Below are 15454 nucleotides of genomic sequence, written 5' to 3' on the forward strand. Positions count from 1 at the left end.
GGCCGCGTTGACCGGTCATCCGGCGGTCGACCAGGCGCTGGTCACCACCGCGCCCGGCACGGACGGCACCCCGGAACTCGTCGCCTACCTCACCGAACGCGATCTGCCCGCTCAGAGCACGGAGAGCGAGGAGACGCAGGTCGACCGGTGGAGCGAGGTCTTCGACCAGATCTACCGGGCCGGCGAGCAGCAGACCGACGATCCGACCTTCGACATCTCCGGCTGGATCAGTTCGTACACCGGCGAGCCGCTCGGGGCGGACGAGATGCGCGAGTGGGTCGACTCGATCACCGGGCGGGTCCTCGCCCTTCCGCACCGACGGGTCCTGGAGATCGGCTGCGGCACCGGACTGCTGCTCTTCCGGATCGCGCCGCACACGGACTACTACCGTGGCACCGACGTCTCCGAGGTCGCCGTCCGTGACCTGACGGCGAAACTGCCTCTGCTGCCCGCGGGTTCGGGCGAGGTGGAGCTGCTCCAGCGCTCGGCCGAACAGTTCGACGGGGTGCCCGACGACGCCTTCGACCTCGTACTGATCAACTCGGTGGCCCAGTACTTCCCGAACGCCGACTATCTGGCCGAGGTCCTGACCAAGGCCCTCCGCGTGGTGCGTCCCGGCGGCAGCGTGGTCATCGGCGACGTGCGCAACCACGCGCTCCTGGGAACCTTCCACACCTCGCTCCAGCGGGCGCAGCCGCACGGCCAGGACGCCGACCAGAGCACCGAGACCTTCGAACAGGCCGTCGCCGACCGGGTGGCGGCGGACGCCGAACTCGTCGTCGACCCCGCCTTCTTCACGGCGCTGGCCGCTGACCGGCCGGAGATCGAGACCGTCTCGCTGCTGTCCAAGCGGGGTGGCCACCGCAACGAGCTGACAAAGTACCGGTACGACGCGATCCTGCACCTGGCAGGCGGCCCCGAGCACTCCCAGGATGCCCAGGACTCCCAGGATGCCGAGGACTCCGAGGATGCCGTCACCGGTGCCGAGCCCGGGCATTGGCCGGCCGCGCCCGTCGCGGAGCTCGCCGCCCGGCTGCGTGCCGAGCGGCCCGAGAGCGTCGTCGTCGGGCCGGTCACGGACGAGCGGCTCGCGGCCGACCTCGCGGGACCGACAGGCAAGACGCTCGACCCGTCCGAACTCGAGGCACTGGTGGCCGGGATGGGCTACCAGGTCGTACCGGCCCTCCATCCCGAGCAGCCGGGACGTCTCGACGTCCTGATCACCCGCTCGGCCGCCCGCGCCCTGCGCCCCGTGCGCGAACTCCCCAGGACCGCACCCGAGCAGGGCTGGGGCGCGTACTCCAACAACCCGATGGAAGCGGCCTGGCGCAGCTCGCTCGTCCCCGAACTCCGCCGTCATCTGCAGTCCCGGCTGCCCGCGTCCATGATCCCGCGGCACTTCCTGGTCCTGGACGCCTGGCCCCTGAGCGCCAACGGGAAGCTCGACCGCAAGGCCCTGCCGAAGCCGGGCACCGGACGGGAGACGGGCACCGCAGTGTACGTCGCCCCGCGTACCGACACCGAGCGAGCCATCGCCACCGTGTGGTCGGACATCCTCGGTGTCGTCCGCGTCGGCGCCCTCGACAACTTCTTCGACCTGGGCGGGCACTCGCTGCTCGCGACCAAGGTCGCCGCCCGCATCGGTGACCTCTGCTCCGCCGAGGTCCGGCTCGGTGCCTTCTTCCAGCATCCGACGGTGGCCGAACTGGCCGCCCACATCGACCAGGAGGCGGCCGCACAGGTCACCCCAACACCGGTCCGGCGGGCCGACCGCAACCGCTACCGCGGCGCCAGGACGGCACCCGCCCCGGCGTCCTCGTCCCTTCCCGCAGAGGTGGAGGCCTGAGAACCGGGCCGAGCCGAAGAGGAGAACGACCATGACTGTGATCCAAGAGACCATTCAACGCGCGACGGCACCCCCTGGCCCGCCCTGCTGCGACTGCGGGGCGACCGTCTGGCTGACCGGCCTGCCCAGCTCCGGCAAGAGCACCGTCGCCCGACTCCTCGCGGCGCGGCTGCGGGAGGCCGGCCGTCGCGTGGAGGTTCTGGACGGCGACGAGATCCGCCGCTTCCTCTCCGCGGGCCTCGGCTTCTCACGGCAGGACCGGGACGCCAACGTCCGGCGTATCGGCCTGGTGGCCGAAGTGCTGTCGCGCAACGGCGTCCTGGTACTGGTGCCGGTGATCGCTCCGTACGCGGACAGCCGGGAGGCGGTGCGGGAGCGGCACGGGGCGAGCGGCACCACGTACCTGGAAGTGCATGTGGCCACGCCGGTCGAGGTGTGCGGCCGGCGCGACGTCAAGGGCCTGTACGCCAGGCAGGCGGCCGGCGAGCTGTCCGGGCTCACCGGGATCGACGACCCGTACGAGGTGCCGGACCAGCCCGACCTGCGCCTCCAGGCGCACCGGCAGACTCCCGGGGAGTCCGCGGACGCGGTGTGGGACCTGCTCGCCGAGAGGAGACTGGTATGACGACCGTCGTGCCGACCGCGGAAACCACCGCCGTAGGGGCCGCCGACCGCACCGCGTGGCCGAGTGCGGAGCGCCTCGCGCCGCTGACTCACCTGGATGTCCTCGAGTCGGAGGCGGTGCACATCTTCCGCGAGGTCGCGGGGGAGTTCGAAAAGCCGGTCCTGCTGTTCTCCGGCGGCAAGGACTCCATCGTGATGCTGCACCTCGCCCGGAAGGCGTTCGCGCCCGAGCCGGTGCCGTTCTCGCTGCTGCATGTGGATACGGGACACAACTTCCCGGAAGTGCTGGAGTACCGGGACCGTGTGGTGGCCGCACATGGGTTGCGCCTCCATGTGGCGTCCGTACAGGACTACATCGACCGGCATGTGCTGAGAGAACGTGCCGACGGGACGCGCAACCCGTTGCAGACCGTCCCGCTGACCGAGGCGATACAGCGGCACCGGTTCGACGCGGTGTTCGGCGGCGGCCGCCGGGACGAGGAGAAGGCCCGCGCCAAGGAGCGGGTGTTCTCGCTGCGGGACGAGTTCTCGCAGTGGGACCCGCGTCGCCAGCGTCCCGAACTGTGGCAGCTGTACAACGGGCGGCACGCCCCCGGTGAACACGTCCGCGTCTTCCCGCTGTCCAACTGGACCGAGCTGGACGTGTGGCAGTACATCGCCCGTGAGGGCGTCGAGCTGCCCGAGATCTACTTCGCCCATGAACGCGAGGTGTTCCGGCGGGCCGGCATGTGGCTGACGGTGGGCGAATGGGGCGGCCCCGCCGATGGCGAGCAGGTCGAACGCCGGCTGATCCGCTACCGGACCGTGGGTGACATGTCGTGCACCGGTGCCGTCGACTCGGACGCGGTGACGCTGGAGCAGGTCATCGCCGAGATCGCGGCGTCCCGGCTCACCGAGCGGGGCGCGACCCGGGCCGACGACAAACTGTCCGAAGCCGCGATGGAAGACCGCAAGCGCGAGGGGTACTTCTGATGACGACCACCGACATCGGCGCGACGGAACTGGCGACGACAGCTCTCGCCCATCGGCCGGGGGCATCCGTCCCCACCGTGGTCGACACACTGCGGCTCGCCACCGCCGGCTCCGTCGACGACGGCAAGTCCACGCTCGTCGGACGGCTCCTCCACGACTCGAAATCAGTCCTCACCGACCAACTCGAAGCCGTCGAGCGGGTATCGCGGAGCCGCGGCCGGGACACCCCCGACCTGGCGCTCCTCACGGACGGGCTGCGGGCCGAGCGCGAGCAGGGCATCACCATCGACGTGGCCTACCGCTACTTCGCCACCGCGCGCCGCCGGTTCATCCTGGCCGACACCCCGGGCCATGTGCAGTACACCCGCAACATGGTCACCGGCGCCTCCACCGCCGACCTGGCCGTCGTGCTGGTCGACGCCCGCAACGGCGTCGTCGAGCAGACCCGCAGGCACGCCGCCGTCGCCGCCCTGCTCCGCGTCCCGAACGTGGTCCTGGCCGTGAACAAGATGGACCTCGTCGGCCACCGGGAGAGCGTCTTCGCCCGGATCGCCGACGAGTTCACGGCGTACGCCGCCCTGCTCGGCATCCCCGAGGTGACGGCCGTCCCGATCTCCGCGCTGGCCGGCGACAACGTCGTGGAGCCGTCCGGACACATGGACTGGTACGCGGGCCCCACCGTGCTCGATCACCTGGAGTCGGTCCCCGTCGGCAGCCGCGACACCGAGGCGGCGGCCCGTTTCCCGGTGCAGTACGTCGTACGGCCGCAGACCGCCGGCCTTCCCGACTACCGGGGGTACGCCGGCCGGCTGGACCGTGGGGTGCTGCACGTCGGCGACCGGGTCACCGTCCTTCCCTCCGGCCGTACGAGCACCATCACGGGGATCGACGTCCTGGGCCGGGCAAGTGATGTCGCCAGGGCTCCGCAGTCCGTGACCCTGCTCCTCGCGGACAGTCTCGACATCTCCCGGGGCGACCTCATCGCGCCGGCCGGCGTCGGCCCCGCCGTCACACAGGACGTGGAAGGCACCGTCTGTCATCTCGCCGACCGCGCGCTGCGGCCGGGCGACAAGGTGTTGCTCAGGCACACCACCCGCACGGTCAAGGCGGTCGTCAAGGCCATCCCCTCCCGGCTGGCTCTGGACGACCTGAGCCGGCACCGGGATCCGGGGCAGCTCGTCGTCAACGACATCGGACGCGTCATGATCCGCACCGCCGAACCGATAGCCCTCGACCCGTACCGGGAGTCCCGCTCCACCGGCTCCTTCCTGCTGATCGATCCGTCGGACGGCACGACGCTGAGCGCGGGCATGGCGGGGGAGGGCCTGGGCGGGTCCTGAGCGCGGACCTGGGGTGCGCACCACGGTCGTACGGCCACCACAGGCGCGGTGCGCCCGCGGTGCGCACCCGGTGCACGGTGGCTGGACCGAGTTCGGGGCAGGCTCGGCAATATCAACGACTGGCAGGGCAGTGCCTGCGCCTCGGCGAGGTCGAGGCGACGACACCGCAGCGACCCGGCACAGCGCACACGCTTCAGCGCAACGCCTCCAGCCTGAGTGAAGCGGGCCACCTCATGCGCGTCTACGCGCAGAAGTACCAGGACTGCGAGGACCCTTCGACCGCCGCTGAGGCGCTGCTGCTGGAGAGCTGGCTCCTTGCGCGTTCGCGCCGCCTGCACGCGCAGTGGCTGACGCACACTGTCCCTGGCGAGGTTTGTGAACCGTTCATCCGCCATGCCGACGCCTGGGCCAGGTTCGCCGGCCAGTGCTATCTGGCCGTGCGCCGCTTGCGACGTGGCAACACACCTCCTGAGGGCTTGCACGAGGCGCTGCTGTCCCTCCTGTACGAGGACGTGGAGCAGGCCCAGCGCCTGTCAGAAACCTCCGCGCCATCCACCGCTGCTTGACGACCTCCAGGGAGTACGCATGACCATCATGCCGCCCGCCTTAAGCGTCTTCGAGAGCCTGGAATCCGAGGTACGCAGCTACTGCCGCGACTGGCCGGCGGTGTTCGACGGCGCGCACGGAACTCACCTCACCGACGAGGATGGCCATACCTATCTCGACTTCTTCTCCGGGGCCGGTTCGCTGAACTACGGCCACAACAACCCCGTGCTGAAACGGGCGCTGCTCGACTATCTGGAGCGGGACGGAGTCACCCACGGCCTCGACATGGCCACCACCGCCAAGCGCCGCTTCCTGGAGTCCTTCCAAAACCTGGTGCTGCGCCCGCGCGACCTGACGTACAAGGTCATGTTCCCGGGCCCGACCGGCACCAACGCCGTCGAGTCGGCGCTGAAGCTGGCGCGGAAGGTGAAGGGGCGCGAGGCGATCGTGTCCTTCACCAACGCCTTCCACGGGATGTCCCTGGGCTCCCTCGCCGTCACCGGCAACGCCTTCAAGCGGGCCGGCGCCGGCATACCGCTGGTGCACGGCACGCCGATGCCGTTCGACAACTACTTCGACGGCACGGTTCCGGACTTCCTGTGGTTCGAGCGGCTGCTGGAGGACCAGGGCTCCGGCCTGAACAAGCCCGCCGCGGTGATCGTGGAGACGGTGCAGGGCGAAGGCGGCGTCAACGTGGCCCGCCCGGAGTGGCTTCGGGTGCTCGCCGATCTGTGCTCACGTCAGGACATGCTGCTCATCGTCGATGACATCCAGATGGGCTGCGGCCGTACCGGCGCCTTCTTCTCCTTCGAGGAGGCCGGGATCGTCCCCGACATCGTCACGGTGTCCAAGTCCATCAGCGGCTACGGCCTGCCGATGTCGCTGACCCTGTTCAAGCCGGAGCTGGACATCTGGGAGCCGGGCGAGCACAACGGCACCTTTCGCGGCAACAACCCCGCCTTCGTCACCGCCGCTGCCACCCTGGACACGTACTGGGCCGACGACCAGTTGGAAAAGCAGACCAGGGCACGAGGCGAGCAGATCGAGCAGGCACTGCTGGCTCTCTGCGACGAGAACGCCGCCGACGGAGCGTGCTACCGGGGCCGCGGCCTGGTCTGGGGCGTGGAATTCACCCGCACGGAACGTGCGGCGGAAGTCTGCCGGCGTGCCTTTGAACTTGGACTGCTGCTGGAAACCTCCGGTCCGCAGGGCGAGGTCGTCAAGCTTCTGCCGCCCCTCACCATCACCGTTGGTGAAGCGGACGACGGACTGCGCGTGCTCGCCCGAGCTGTCCGCGAGACCACCTGACCCACACACCACTCGGCTCTGATGGAGTCCCATGCCTGAGCGAACGTCTCTACGTGACACCGTACTCAGCCGCGCCGCACGCATCCTCGAAGTGGAGCCAGGCGAACTGCGCACCCAGCCCGCCCTGGAGGCTCATCCCACCTTCAGCTCCTTCCGCATGGTCGACCTTGTCGAAGAGCTCGAACAGGAACTGGACGTCACATTCGACGCAGCCGACCTCACCATCGACAACTTGCGTCACCTCGACCGGCTGACGGACCTTGCCGCACGCGCCGTTGAAGCCCGCACCACACAGGCGGTCTGACATGGAGACGACACTGCTGCATCATCTGCTGGACCAGCCGCGTACGGCTGCCGCCCCACCGGCACTGACCGCCGGTAACAGCACACTCGGCTACGAGCGACTCGTCGCGGCCAGCCACCGCATGGCACACGTTTTGCGAGATCACGGCCTGCGGCGCGGGGACCGCATCGTCGTGACCGGCGCCTGCGACGTCCACCTGCCGTCTCTCCTGTTCGCCGCCTCCCGACTGGGAGCTGTCTTCTCGGTGATCCACGAGGAGGTACGCGGCGATGTTCTCGCGCACATCCTGAACGACAGCGACCCCCGACTGTTCGTCACCGACGACCCCCGCAGCCGCGACCTGGCCACGGACAAGCACATCTCCACAGCGAACCTGAGCCAATTGACACGCGAGGCGACAGCCGCCCCTGGATCACCCGTCGCAGTGACGCCGTCCCTGCCCGTGGACCCGGTCTGCCTGATCTACACCTCGGGCACCACGGCCATGCCCAAAGCAGTCGTGTCCACGCACGAACAGGTCCTCTTCGCCACCCGCGCCATCGCCCGGCGCCTTCGCTACGCCTCCAGCGATGTCATCTACAGTCCGCTACCGCTGTCCTTCGACTACGGCCTCTACCAGGTGTTCCTCGCCGCGGAAGCCGGCGCTCACCTGCATCTGGCGACGGCTGCGGAGACCGGCCCGGGATTCTTGAAGAACCTGAAGACGGCAGGGGCCACAGTGCTGCCTGCCGTGCCGCCCATGGCCGCAGGACTGCTGCGCCTCCTGCGGCGCCGGCCTCAAGAGCGGCCCGAACTCCGTCTGATGACCAATACCGGAGCAGCGATGCCCGCGGAGGTGCTGGCCGGTCTGCGGCAGCTGCTGCCGAACCTGCGAGTTCAGTTGATGTACGGCCTGACGGAGTGCAAACGAGTCTCCGTCCTCGAACCCGACGAGGACCTGCTACGGCCCGACACCGTCGGCCGGGCGCTGGACGGCACCGAGGTCTTCACCGTCGACGAGGAGGGTGAGCGCCTGCCGGCCGGATGCCTGGGTGAGATCACGGTTCGTGGGCCGCACGTGATGGCCGGCTATTGGAAACGCCCCGACCTCACGAGCGAGCGCTTCGTCCACCGCGACGGCCTGTTCCCCGAACTGCGCACCGGTGACTACGGCTTCGTCGACAAGGACGGTTACCTCCACTTCGACGGGCGCCGTGACGACGTCTACAAGCAACAGGGTTTCCGGGTGAGCGCCATCGAGGTCGAGGAGGCAGCCCGCCGGCTCCCTGGCGTCGACACGGCGGCGGTTCTCCTCCCTGCGGCTGACCGGCCCGATGCCCTCTTGGTCACCAGCGGGACGGCCGAACCGCACGAGGTCCTGCAAATGCTGCGCGAGCGGATTGAAGCTCACAAAGTGCCCGCTTCCTGCCGCCGGATGGCGGCCCTGCCGACAAACGCGAACGGAAAGATCGACAAGAAGCGTCTCACCGAGCTGACAAGGGAGGCCGCGAGTGTCTGACCTCCCCGGCGCAGCCGGCTACCAAGGACCCACCCCCGCCTACGTGTACGACGTGGCGGCCGTACGAGACGCCTGTGACCAGCTGCGGGCGCAGCTACCCGCCCCCAGCGCCCTCTACTACTCCCTCAAGGCCAATCCCCACCCGGCCGTGGTGTCCGCACTGCACGCACGCGGCTGCCGCGCGGAAATCAGCTCCGTGGGAGAGCTTGAGGACGCCCTGGCCGCCGGCGTCCCACCGGAGGACATCCTGTTCTCCGGGCCCGGCAAGCGCGACTGCGACCTGGACGCGGCTCTCACCGCAGGGGTCCGGGACTTCTCCCTGGACTCCGCTCACGCCGCCCGTCAGCTGAACACAGCCGCCCAACGCAACGGAACCACCGCACGCTTCCTCCTCCGCGTGAACACCGAAGTCGCCGCTCCCGGAGCCGGACTGGCGATGACAGGACTGCCCTCGCCCTTCGGTGCCGACATCGCAGCCATCGAAGCGGACGCGGCCGCCATCACCCGGCAGTCCCATGCCCGCTTGGAAGGACTGCACCTCTACCTCGCCACCAACCTCAGCGACGAAGACGCCCTGGTGGAGCAATTCACCGTCGCGATCGACACCGCAGAGCGTGTCCAAGATCTACTGGGCACACCGCTGCGGACGCTGGATCTGGGGGGCGGCTTTGGAGCCCCCTACGCGCACGAGGGTCGACTGCCCCTCTTTCCGAGCCTGGCCGACCGCCTCGCTCGAAAACTCGACAGCGCCTTTCCCGGCTGGCGACACGGGCAACCTGCCATCGCTTTCGAATCAGGACGCTACCTCGCCGCCACATGCGGCCGGCTGTACACCCGCGTCCTCGACGTCAAACAGGCGCACGGCCGACGAGTACTCGTCCTGGACACCGGAATCCACCACCTCGGCGGCATGTCGGGCCTGCGCCGTGTTCCGGCCATCCGGCCGCAACTGCACCACCATGGGGCCATGGAGCATGCGTCGCAGACGCCGACCATGGTGTGCGGCCCCCTCTGCACTCCCTTGGACACGTGGGCCCGGTCCGCTCCGATGGGCGAGATGGCACCTGGTGACATCCTCAGCGTTCCCAACGTCGGCGCCTACGGTCTGCACGCGAGCCTCGTCCTGTTCCTAGGACATCCGCTCCCCGCCGAAGTCGTCATGGACGGCACGGCCCACGTGGACAGCAGCCGGCTGCGCGTACACCGCACCGCCACCCACTCACCCGTCTGAACCGTCACGAAAGGACTCCACCCATGGACAGCTCCTTCACCGACCTCCTCCGCCGCCACCTCCGGTTCCTGCCCTCCGACCAGCCCCTTGAGGCAGACGCCTCCCTGCGTGACCTCGGCCTGACCTCCATGCAGGCCATCGAAGTGCTGTTCGACATCGAGGACCTCTACGGTGTCAGCCTGGATGACGATCAGCTCAATGACACGACCTTCTCCACGGCCGACCACCTTTGGCAGGCCGTGGGCGACGCCCGCACCCGCACGGGAACGTCAGCGTGATGACCACCATCGACCGGCCCGGCCACCGGGCCCACGACACCACCGTGAAGCCCATCGAGGCCATCTCCCTCGAGGTGGTCCTGGCCCGCGTACGCGATCACGCTGCCCGGACAGACCACGAAGCGATCTTCCCAGCCGCAGCCCTGGACGAACTCCGCCGAAGCCGTCTGCTGGGACTCCTCGTCCCCACCGCCTACGGCGGACTCGGCGGGACTCTGACGGACATGCTGGAGGCCGCCTCCCGCCTCTCGCGTGAGTGCATGTCCGTGGGCATGATCTTCGCCATGCACTGCCAGCAGGTCGCCGCCGTCCTGCATCACGGCTCCGGGCGCCTGCGCGACGAGTTGCTCCCCGCCATCGCGCGCGGCGACCTCTACCTGGCGTCCGTCACCACGGAAGCCGCTACCGGCGGGCACCTCCTCACCTCCGACACCCCCCTCGTCGGCGACCTCAATCACCTCAAGATCGACCGGACGGCGCCGGTGGTTACAGGCGGAATGCATGCCGACGGCTTCCTGATCACCACCCAGGCCCCCAACGCGGCCTCACCTCACCAGGTGTCCCTCATCTACGCACACCGCTCACAGATCGACGTAGAGCCCACTGGCCACTGGAACCCGCTCGGCATGCGCGGCACCGACAGCCGGCCATTGCGTCTGCGGGGAGCCGTACCCGCTCACCAGGTCGTCGGGGACCACGGCGGCTTCCGTGACATCACGGTGCGCACCTTCGCTCCCCTCGCCCACCTGGGCTGGTCCTCCTGCTGGCTCGGCACGGCGTCCGGCGCTCTGGCCCGCACGGTGTCCTGGCTCCGCAGCCCCGCTGAACGGCGCCGGCGGGACGTGCGAAGCGAACTGCTGCTCAGCCGCCTCGCCACCGTCCGGCAGCGGCTGGAAACGACCCACGCCCTGATCCAGCATGCCGCGTGTGTCTACCAGGAGGCCGACCGCGATCTGGCGGCACCTGCCGTGCAAACGCTGCTGAACACCGTCAAGGTGACGGCCTCGGAACAGTGCTTCACGGCCGTGGACGAACTCGTGGAACTCGCCGGACTACGCCACGGGTACATGCGCGACGCGCCCTTGTGCCTGGAACGAGCCTGGCGTGACCTGCGCTCGGCGTCACTGAACTACAGCAACGACCGGCTCCGGCTGGCCAACGGCACTTTGACCCTCATGGACCAGGAAGTCACGTATGCCTGAGACTCCCTCTGCTGCCGTGGCCCTTCAGGAGGCTCTGTTCCCCTTCGGCGCGGACGCCTGCCCACACGCACGGGACGTCTGGAAGACGCTCGCCACCTCCGGCGTCGTCGGCGCGCTCTACAACGACCGTAGTATGGAAGGCCGTTGGGGACTCGACCCCGAGCGTCTGCGGACCACGCTGACCGCCTTGGACGCGGTGCTTCCGCTGGGCGTCACGCTCAGCTTCTGTGTCCAGGCCGCCACCGCTTTGCCCCTCCTGCTTGACGCACCGCCCGACAGCCTGGCCGGGCGCACAGCAGCAGAAGCGACGGCCGGCCGACTCACTCTGGCCCTTGCCGCCACAGACAGTGACACCGCCGGCTCGGACCTGACCGCCATGAGCACACGCATCGAGCAGGAGGGCGACACGCTCGTCCTCACCGGAGGCAAACGCTGGATCGTCAACGCGATCACCGCCGACCATGCCCTCGTTCTGGCACGCCGACGTCCAGGGAGGCACTTCACCCACTTCTCCCTCCTGCTCGTTCCGCTCACCGCACCCGGCGTATGGGCGGAACCGGCCGACACCCTGTGGTTCGGTGGCGCCGACATCGGCTCCCTCCACTTTGACGGAGTACGGCTGCCCACCGACCACCTCATCGGCTCGCCCTCACGAGGGCTCGCGATCTTCGCCCGCCGCATCAACACCGAGCGCCTGGCAAGCGGTCTGTGGGCCAATGCCCTTGCCGCACGTGTCCTCGCCCAAACACGTCAGATGCTCACCCGGCGCCGTATCGCCGGAGCCCCGCAGTGGGACAACGCCGCGGTGCGCCAGGAGTTCGCCGCAGCCCTGCTCGACCAGCAACGTCTCGACGCCCTCTGCGAGAAGACGTGCGCGCCTGCATCGGACGCCCCTCCGGCCGCCGCGGCCGCCGCGCTGCTCAAGGCGGCCGGAGCTGAAACCCTCGACCGAGTCCTGACCGTCTGCGCGCGTCTTCAGGGCGCTCAAGCCTTCGAACGCGACGGCCTGCACCAGCTGCGGACCGAAGCGGCGATGTTCGGTATCGCCGGCGGCACCAGTCATACGCTCCGGGACCTGATCGCCGACCACGCCGAAACCCTGCTGCACGCACGAAACATCGCATCATGATCACGCCGATCAGCCCACGCCCAGGACAGTACGTAGCGGTCGCTTCCATGGAAGAGGCCCTCGACGTTCTGCAGCCTTCCGACATCGGCCCGGCGGCGCGCACGATGCCGGCGTGGCGGGCCAGGGAACACCTGGCGGGCCGCGCCCTCGCACGCTTCCTCCTCAGCGACTTCGGGGTCGACCTGCTCACACCTCTGAGTACTCGGGCTACAGGGCAACCTCATGTGCCCGCACATCCGTGCCTGTCGGTCAGCATCTCCCACAGCGGGGACACGGTCGCTGCCGCTGTCGCCGATCACCCGGTCGGCATCGACGTGCAGGTCCCCATGCCACCGAGCCGGGCGCTCCTACGCCGGTGCTGCTCCTCTTCGGCCGCCACCGCACTGCGTCGTCTCCCTCCCGCTGAGCAGCCCCGGCATTTCGCGTACATCTGGACGGCGCAGGAGGCGTGCAGCAAGGCCGCCGGTACCGGCATCGCCGGCGCACCGTGGCGGATCAGAGTCGAGGTCGGCGCACGGGAAGGCCACTGGCGAGGTCTCACCTGGCGGCACCTGACGGGCACGGCCAGCCCGTATCCGATGTGTCTTGCTCATACCAGCCGATCCACAGACAGGAAGGAGGAGACGTGGCCGACGAACATGACGACACGAACTGTGACGCGACGGCAACCGATGCAGGCTTGAGCTGCTACACCAGTGCTCTCCTGGCCTACCTCGCCGAAGAGGACCCCACCGCGTCCGCCCGTCTCGCGTACTCAGCACGTCTCGCGATCCAGCCTGCCGCCCAGCCTGAGCCTCCCGCGTTCCGCCACCATGCCATCGCCCTCGACCAGCTGTCGGATGGCACAGTGCTCCAACCGAAGGGCGCGCTACGGCTTGACACGGCACTGGGGGCACTCGCTGACGAGATCGAGGCGCACGGCCGGGTCTTGTTCACAGTCGACGCGGCCCGGCTTCCCTGGGCGCCCCCAGGTCAGGAGCCGGCCCCTCACTTCCTGGTGGCAACCGGGCACCGGGAAGGTGAGTTCTGGCAGCTGCACGATCACTTCAGCGGCCTGTTCCCCAACGGACGGGAACAAGTCCCCTTCAGCGGCTGGGTGTCGCCCCCGGACATGGCGGCGCTGTTCACCGCGGATGAGGCTTTCAGCCCCGTGCAGCGCAGGCGCAGCCGCGAGGTGTTCGGACATGTTGTGCCCGCCTTACCGGTCGGAACCCGTCAGTGGTTCACCCGGGTGCCGGCGGGGGACACCGACGACACGGCGGAAGACGGCGTGTGGATCACCGACCCGGACGACGTGAGCGGCTACCTGGTCGAGCACCTGGACGCTGTCTGTGCGCAAGCAGGCGAGCCTGCGGTTCTGGAAGACCTCTGGGCCGCTTCCCGCCATCACCAGTACAAATACCGCCTTCTTCTCGCCTCGCCCTGTCCGGAGCGGCTCCCGCAGCGGGAACGAGCTCTGCGTCGTGCTCTTTCCTGCTGGTCCGGCCTGCCCAAGACGCTGCGTTTCGCGGTGAACTCCGCCCGTCGCGGCCGTCCACGAACCTCCCTCATCGACACAGCCCTGCGGGACCTGGCAGCGGCCGAGACCGAGGCTCGAGGCTTGCTCGGGCAGGAGGACAAGGAGCAACTGTGGCCACTCACCCCGTCCACGACCACTTCCGACGAACAGCGCTCCACCACCCGGAACATGAGGCACTGCGCACCGGTCCGTACTGCCTGACCTACGCCCAACTGCAGGCTGCCGCAGAACACATTGCTCAGACTCTCCGGGCCGAAGGGACATCTCCCGGGGCGAGGGTCGGGCTGTTGGCTGACCGGACCGTCACCAGCTACTCGGGCTACCTGGCCATCCAGATGTCCGGCGCCACCGTCATTCCCCTCAACCCGGCCTTCCCCGCCGCGCGCAACACGGCCATCGCCTCCGCTGCCGGCCTTACCGCCGTGGTAGCCGACGACACATCAGCCGGTGGACAGTGGCTGCCAGCCCCTGTCATCCGCTTCGACAGCGAGTTTCTGTCTTCCGCCACGCTCGGAGGACCGTTCGCCCCTGCGCCGGTTCATCCTGAGGATCTCGCGTACATTCTGTTCACCTCCGGCTCCACCGGCACGCCGAAGGGCGTCCCTGTACAGCACCGCAACGTCGCCGCCTACGTCGAGCACACGCGTGAACGCTACGGCATCGGGCCCGGGAGTCGGATCTCCCAAACTTTCGACCTGACCTTCGACCCGTCGGTGTTCGACATGTTCAGCGCCTGGACCACCGGGGCCACGCTCGTCGTGCCCAGCCGCGAGGACGTGCTGGACCCTGTCCGCTTCGTCAACGATCAGGCGCTGAGCCACTGGTTCTCCGTGCCGTCCCTGATCTCTCTCGCCTCGCGTCTGCGCAAGCTGACCCCGTCGGCCATGCCGACCTTGCGCCACAGCTTGTTCGCGGGGGAGACCCTGACCTTCACCCAGGCACGGGCCTGGCAGACTGCGGCGCCGCACAGCGAAATTGCCAACTTGTACGGCCCCACCGAGATGACCGTCACCTGCACCGAGTACCGCCTGCCGGCCGACCCGGCCGAGTGGCCGGTCACGCCCAACGGCACAGTGCCCATCGGCTCCCCGCACCCCGGTCACGACATCGCCGTCCTGGACCAGGACCTGCGGCGCGCGGACGAAGGGGAACTTGTCATCCGCGGCCCGCAGCGATTCCCCGGCTATCTCGACCCCGCGGCCGACATGGGGCGCTTCGTTGACCCAAGCAATGCTCGCCCGTTCCACTCCCAGCGACAGCAGGCGCCCGACAACAACTGGTACTACCGCACGGGGGACCGTGTTCGGTGGCACGACGGCGTGCTTCTCCATCTGGGCCGCCTCGATCAGCAGGTGAAGATCCACGGCTACCGGATCGAACTCGGGGAGATTGAGGCAGCGCTTCGCGAGCAGCCGGGGATTCACGACGCGATCGTGGTGAGCGTGCAAAGGTCTGCCGCGCGGACGGAGCTGCGTGCCGCCTATGTCGGAGAAGTGGACTCCTCCTCCGCCTGCGAGCGGCTACGGCAACGACTGCCCGCCTATATGGTGCCCTCGACTGTGACACAGCTCGCCGCCCTCCCACTCAACGCCAACGGCAAGGTGGACCGCCGCGCGATCACCGCGGCCCTGAAATCCGGAGCCTGAACGAGGGACAA

Annotated in this window: 15 protein-coding genes; all 15 read left to right on the top strand. The window is 68.9% G+C overall.

Annotation, left to right across the window (positions count from 1 at the left end):
- The coding region (locus ABTX62_RS25280; protein WP_352118350.1) for a methyltransferase at positions 1-1846 on the top strand (1846 nt) is incomplete at its 5' end.
- 31 nt (positions 1847-1877) lie between these two features.
- The gene (gene cysC, locus ABTX62_RS25285; protein ID WP_352118351.1) at positions 1878-2471 is read left to right on the top strand and encodes an adenylyl-sulfate kinase; all 594 of its coding nucleotides are present in this window, start codon (positions 1878-1880) and stop codon (positions 2469-2471) included.
- A complete protein-coding gene (gene cysD, locus ABTX62_RS25290; protein WP_352118352.1) occupies positions 2468-3442 on the top strand; it encodes a sulfate adenylyltransferase subunit CysD in 975 nt (324 codons plus the stop codon). The genes cysC and cysD overlap by 4 nt, the downstream gene beginning before the upstream one ends.
- Entirely contained in the window at positions 3442-4782 is a 1341-nt protein-coding gene (locus tag ABTX62_RS25295; protein ID WP_352118353.1) for a sulfate adenylyltransferase subunit 1, read from the top strand. Before cysD ends, ABTX62_RS25295 begins: the two co-directional genes overlap by 1 nt.
- A 233-nt stretch (positions 4783-5015) precedes the next feature.
- A complete protein-coding gene (locus ABTX62_RS25300; RefSeq protein ID WP_352118354.1) occupies positions 5016-5348 on the top strand; it encodes a hypothetical protein in 333 nt (110 codons plus the stop codon).
- A 19-nt stretch (positions 5349-5367) separates the two neighbouring features.
- Complete coding sequence (gene ectB, locus ABTX62_RS25305; RefSeq protein WP_352118355.1) at positions 5368-6636, top strand: diaminobutyrate--2-oxoglutarate transaminase; 1269 nt, start codon at positions 5368-5370, stop codon at positions 6634-6636.
- Between the two features lie 31 nt (positions 6637-6667).
- Positions 6668-6940: a hypothetical protein gene (locus tag ABTX62_RS25310; protein ID WP_352118356.1), complete on the top strand. Its 273-nt coding sequence runs from the start codon at positions 6668-6670 to the stop codon at positions 6938-6940.
- A 1-nt stretch (position 6941) separates the two neighbouring features.
- Entirely contained in the window at positions 6942-8438 is a 1497-nt protein-coding gene (locus ABTX62_RS25315) for a class I adenylate-forming enzyme family protein (RefSeq protein WP_352118357.1), read from the top strand.
- The gene (locus ABTX62_RS25320; protein WP_352118358.1) at positions 8431-9669 is read left to right on the top strand and encodes an alanine racemase; all 1239 of its coding nucleotides are present in this window, start codon (positions 8431-8433) and stop codon (positions 9667-9669) included. Before ABTX62_RS25315 ends, ABTX62_RS25320 begins: the two co-directional genes overlap by 8 nt.
- Positions 9670-9692: 23 nt before the next feature.
- Positions 9693-9947 carry an acyl carrier protein gene (locus ABTX62_RS25325; RefSeq protein ID WP_352118359.1) on the top strand — a complete coding sequence of 85 codons (255 nt, stop codon included), beginning with the start codon at positions 9693-9695 and terminating at the stop codon, positions 9945-9947.
- On the top strand, positions 9947-11149 hold the full coding sequence (locus tag ABTX62_RS25330; protein WP_352118360.1) for an acyl-CoA dehydrogenase family protein: 1203 nt from the start codon (positions 9947-9949) through the stop codon (positions 11147-11149). The genes ABTX62_RS25325 and ABTX62_RS25330 overlap by 1 nt, the downstream gene beginning before the upstream one ends.
- A complete protein-coding gene (locus ABTX62_RS25335; protein ID WP_352118361.1) occupies positions 11142-12278 on the top strand; it encodes an acyl-CoA dehydrogenase family protein in 1137 nt (378 codons plus the stop codon). Before ABTX62_RS25330 ends, ABTX62_RS25335 begins: the two co-directional genes overlap by 8 nt.
- 104 nt (positions 12279-12382) lie before the next feature.
- Entirely contained in the window at positions 12383-12961 is a 579-nt protein-coding gene (locus tag ABTX62_RS25340) for a 4'-phosphopantetheinyl transferase family protein (protein WP_352118415.1), read from the top strand.
- A complete protein-coding gene (locus tag ABTX62_RS25345; RefSeq protein WP_352118362.1) occupies positions 12904-13998 on the top strand; it encodes a hypothetical protein in 1095 nt (364 codons plus the stop codon). Before ABTX62_RS25340 ends, ABTX62_RS25345 begins: the two co-directional genes overlap by 58 nt.
- The gene (locus ABTX62_RS25350) at positions 13908-15443 is read left to right on the top strand and encodes an amino acid adenylation domain-containing protein (protein WP_352118363.1); all 1536 of its coding nucleotides are present in this window, start codon (positions 13908-13910) and stop codon (positions 15441-15443) included. Before ABTX62_RS25345 ends, ABTX62_RS25350 begins: the two co-directional genes overlap by 91 nt.
- Positions 15444-15454: the final 11 nt, after the last annotated feature.

This window comes from Streptomyces sp. NPDC096046 (assembly GCF_040303285.1).
GTDB lineage: Bacteria > Actinomycetota > Actinomycetes > Streptomycetales > Streptomycetaceae > Streptomyces.

Excerpts from the sequence above, each read along its gene's own strand:
- ABTX62_RS25300 (WP_352118354.1), top strand. The coding sequence starts at position 5,016 with ATGCGCGTCTACGCGCAGAAGTACCAGGACTGCGAGGACCCTTCGACC.
- cysD (WP_352118352.1), top strand. The coding sequence starts at position 2,468 with ATGACGACCGTCGTGCCGACCGCGGAAACCACCGCCGTAGGGGCCGCC.
- ABTX62_RS25315 (WP_352118357.1), top strand. The coding sequence starts at position 6,942 with ATGGAGACGACACTGCTGCATCATCTGCTGGACCAGCCGCGTACGGCT.
- cysC (WP_352118351.1), top strand. The coding sequence starts at position 1,878 with ATGACTGTGATCCAAGAGACCATTCAACGCGCGACGGCACCCCCTGGC.
- ectB (WP_352118355.1), top strand. The coding sequence starts at position 5,368 with ATGACCATCATGCCGCCCGCCTTAAGCGTCTTCGAGAGCCTGGAATCC.
- ABTX62_RS25335 (WP_352118361.1), top strand. The coding sequence starts at position 11,142 with ATGCCTGAGACTCCCTCTGCTGCCGTGGCCCTTCAGGAGGCTCTGTTC.
- ABTX62_RS25325 (WP_352118359.1), top strand. The coding sequence starts at position 9,693 with ATGGACAGCTCCTTCACCGACCTCCTCCGCCGCCACCTCCGGTTCCTG.
- ABTX62_RS25330 (WP_352118360.1), top strand. The coding sequence starts at position 9,947 with ATGACCACCATCGACCGGCCCGGCCACCGGGCCCACGACACCACCGTG.
- ABTX62_RS25310 (WP_352118356.1), top strand. The coding sequence starts at position 6,668 with ATGCCTGAGCGAACGTCTCTACGTGACACCGTACTCAGCCGCGCCGCA.
- ABTX62_RS25295 (WP_352118353.1), top strand. The coding sequence starts at position 3,442 with ATGACGACCACCGACATCGGCGCGACGGAACTGGCGACGACAGCTCTC.
- ABTX62_RS25340 (WP_352118415.1), top strand. The coding sequence starts at position 12,383 with ATGCCGGCGTGGCGGGCCAGGGAACACCTGGCGGGCCGCGCCCTCGCA.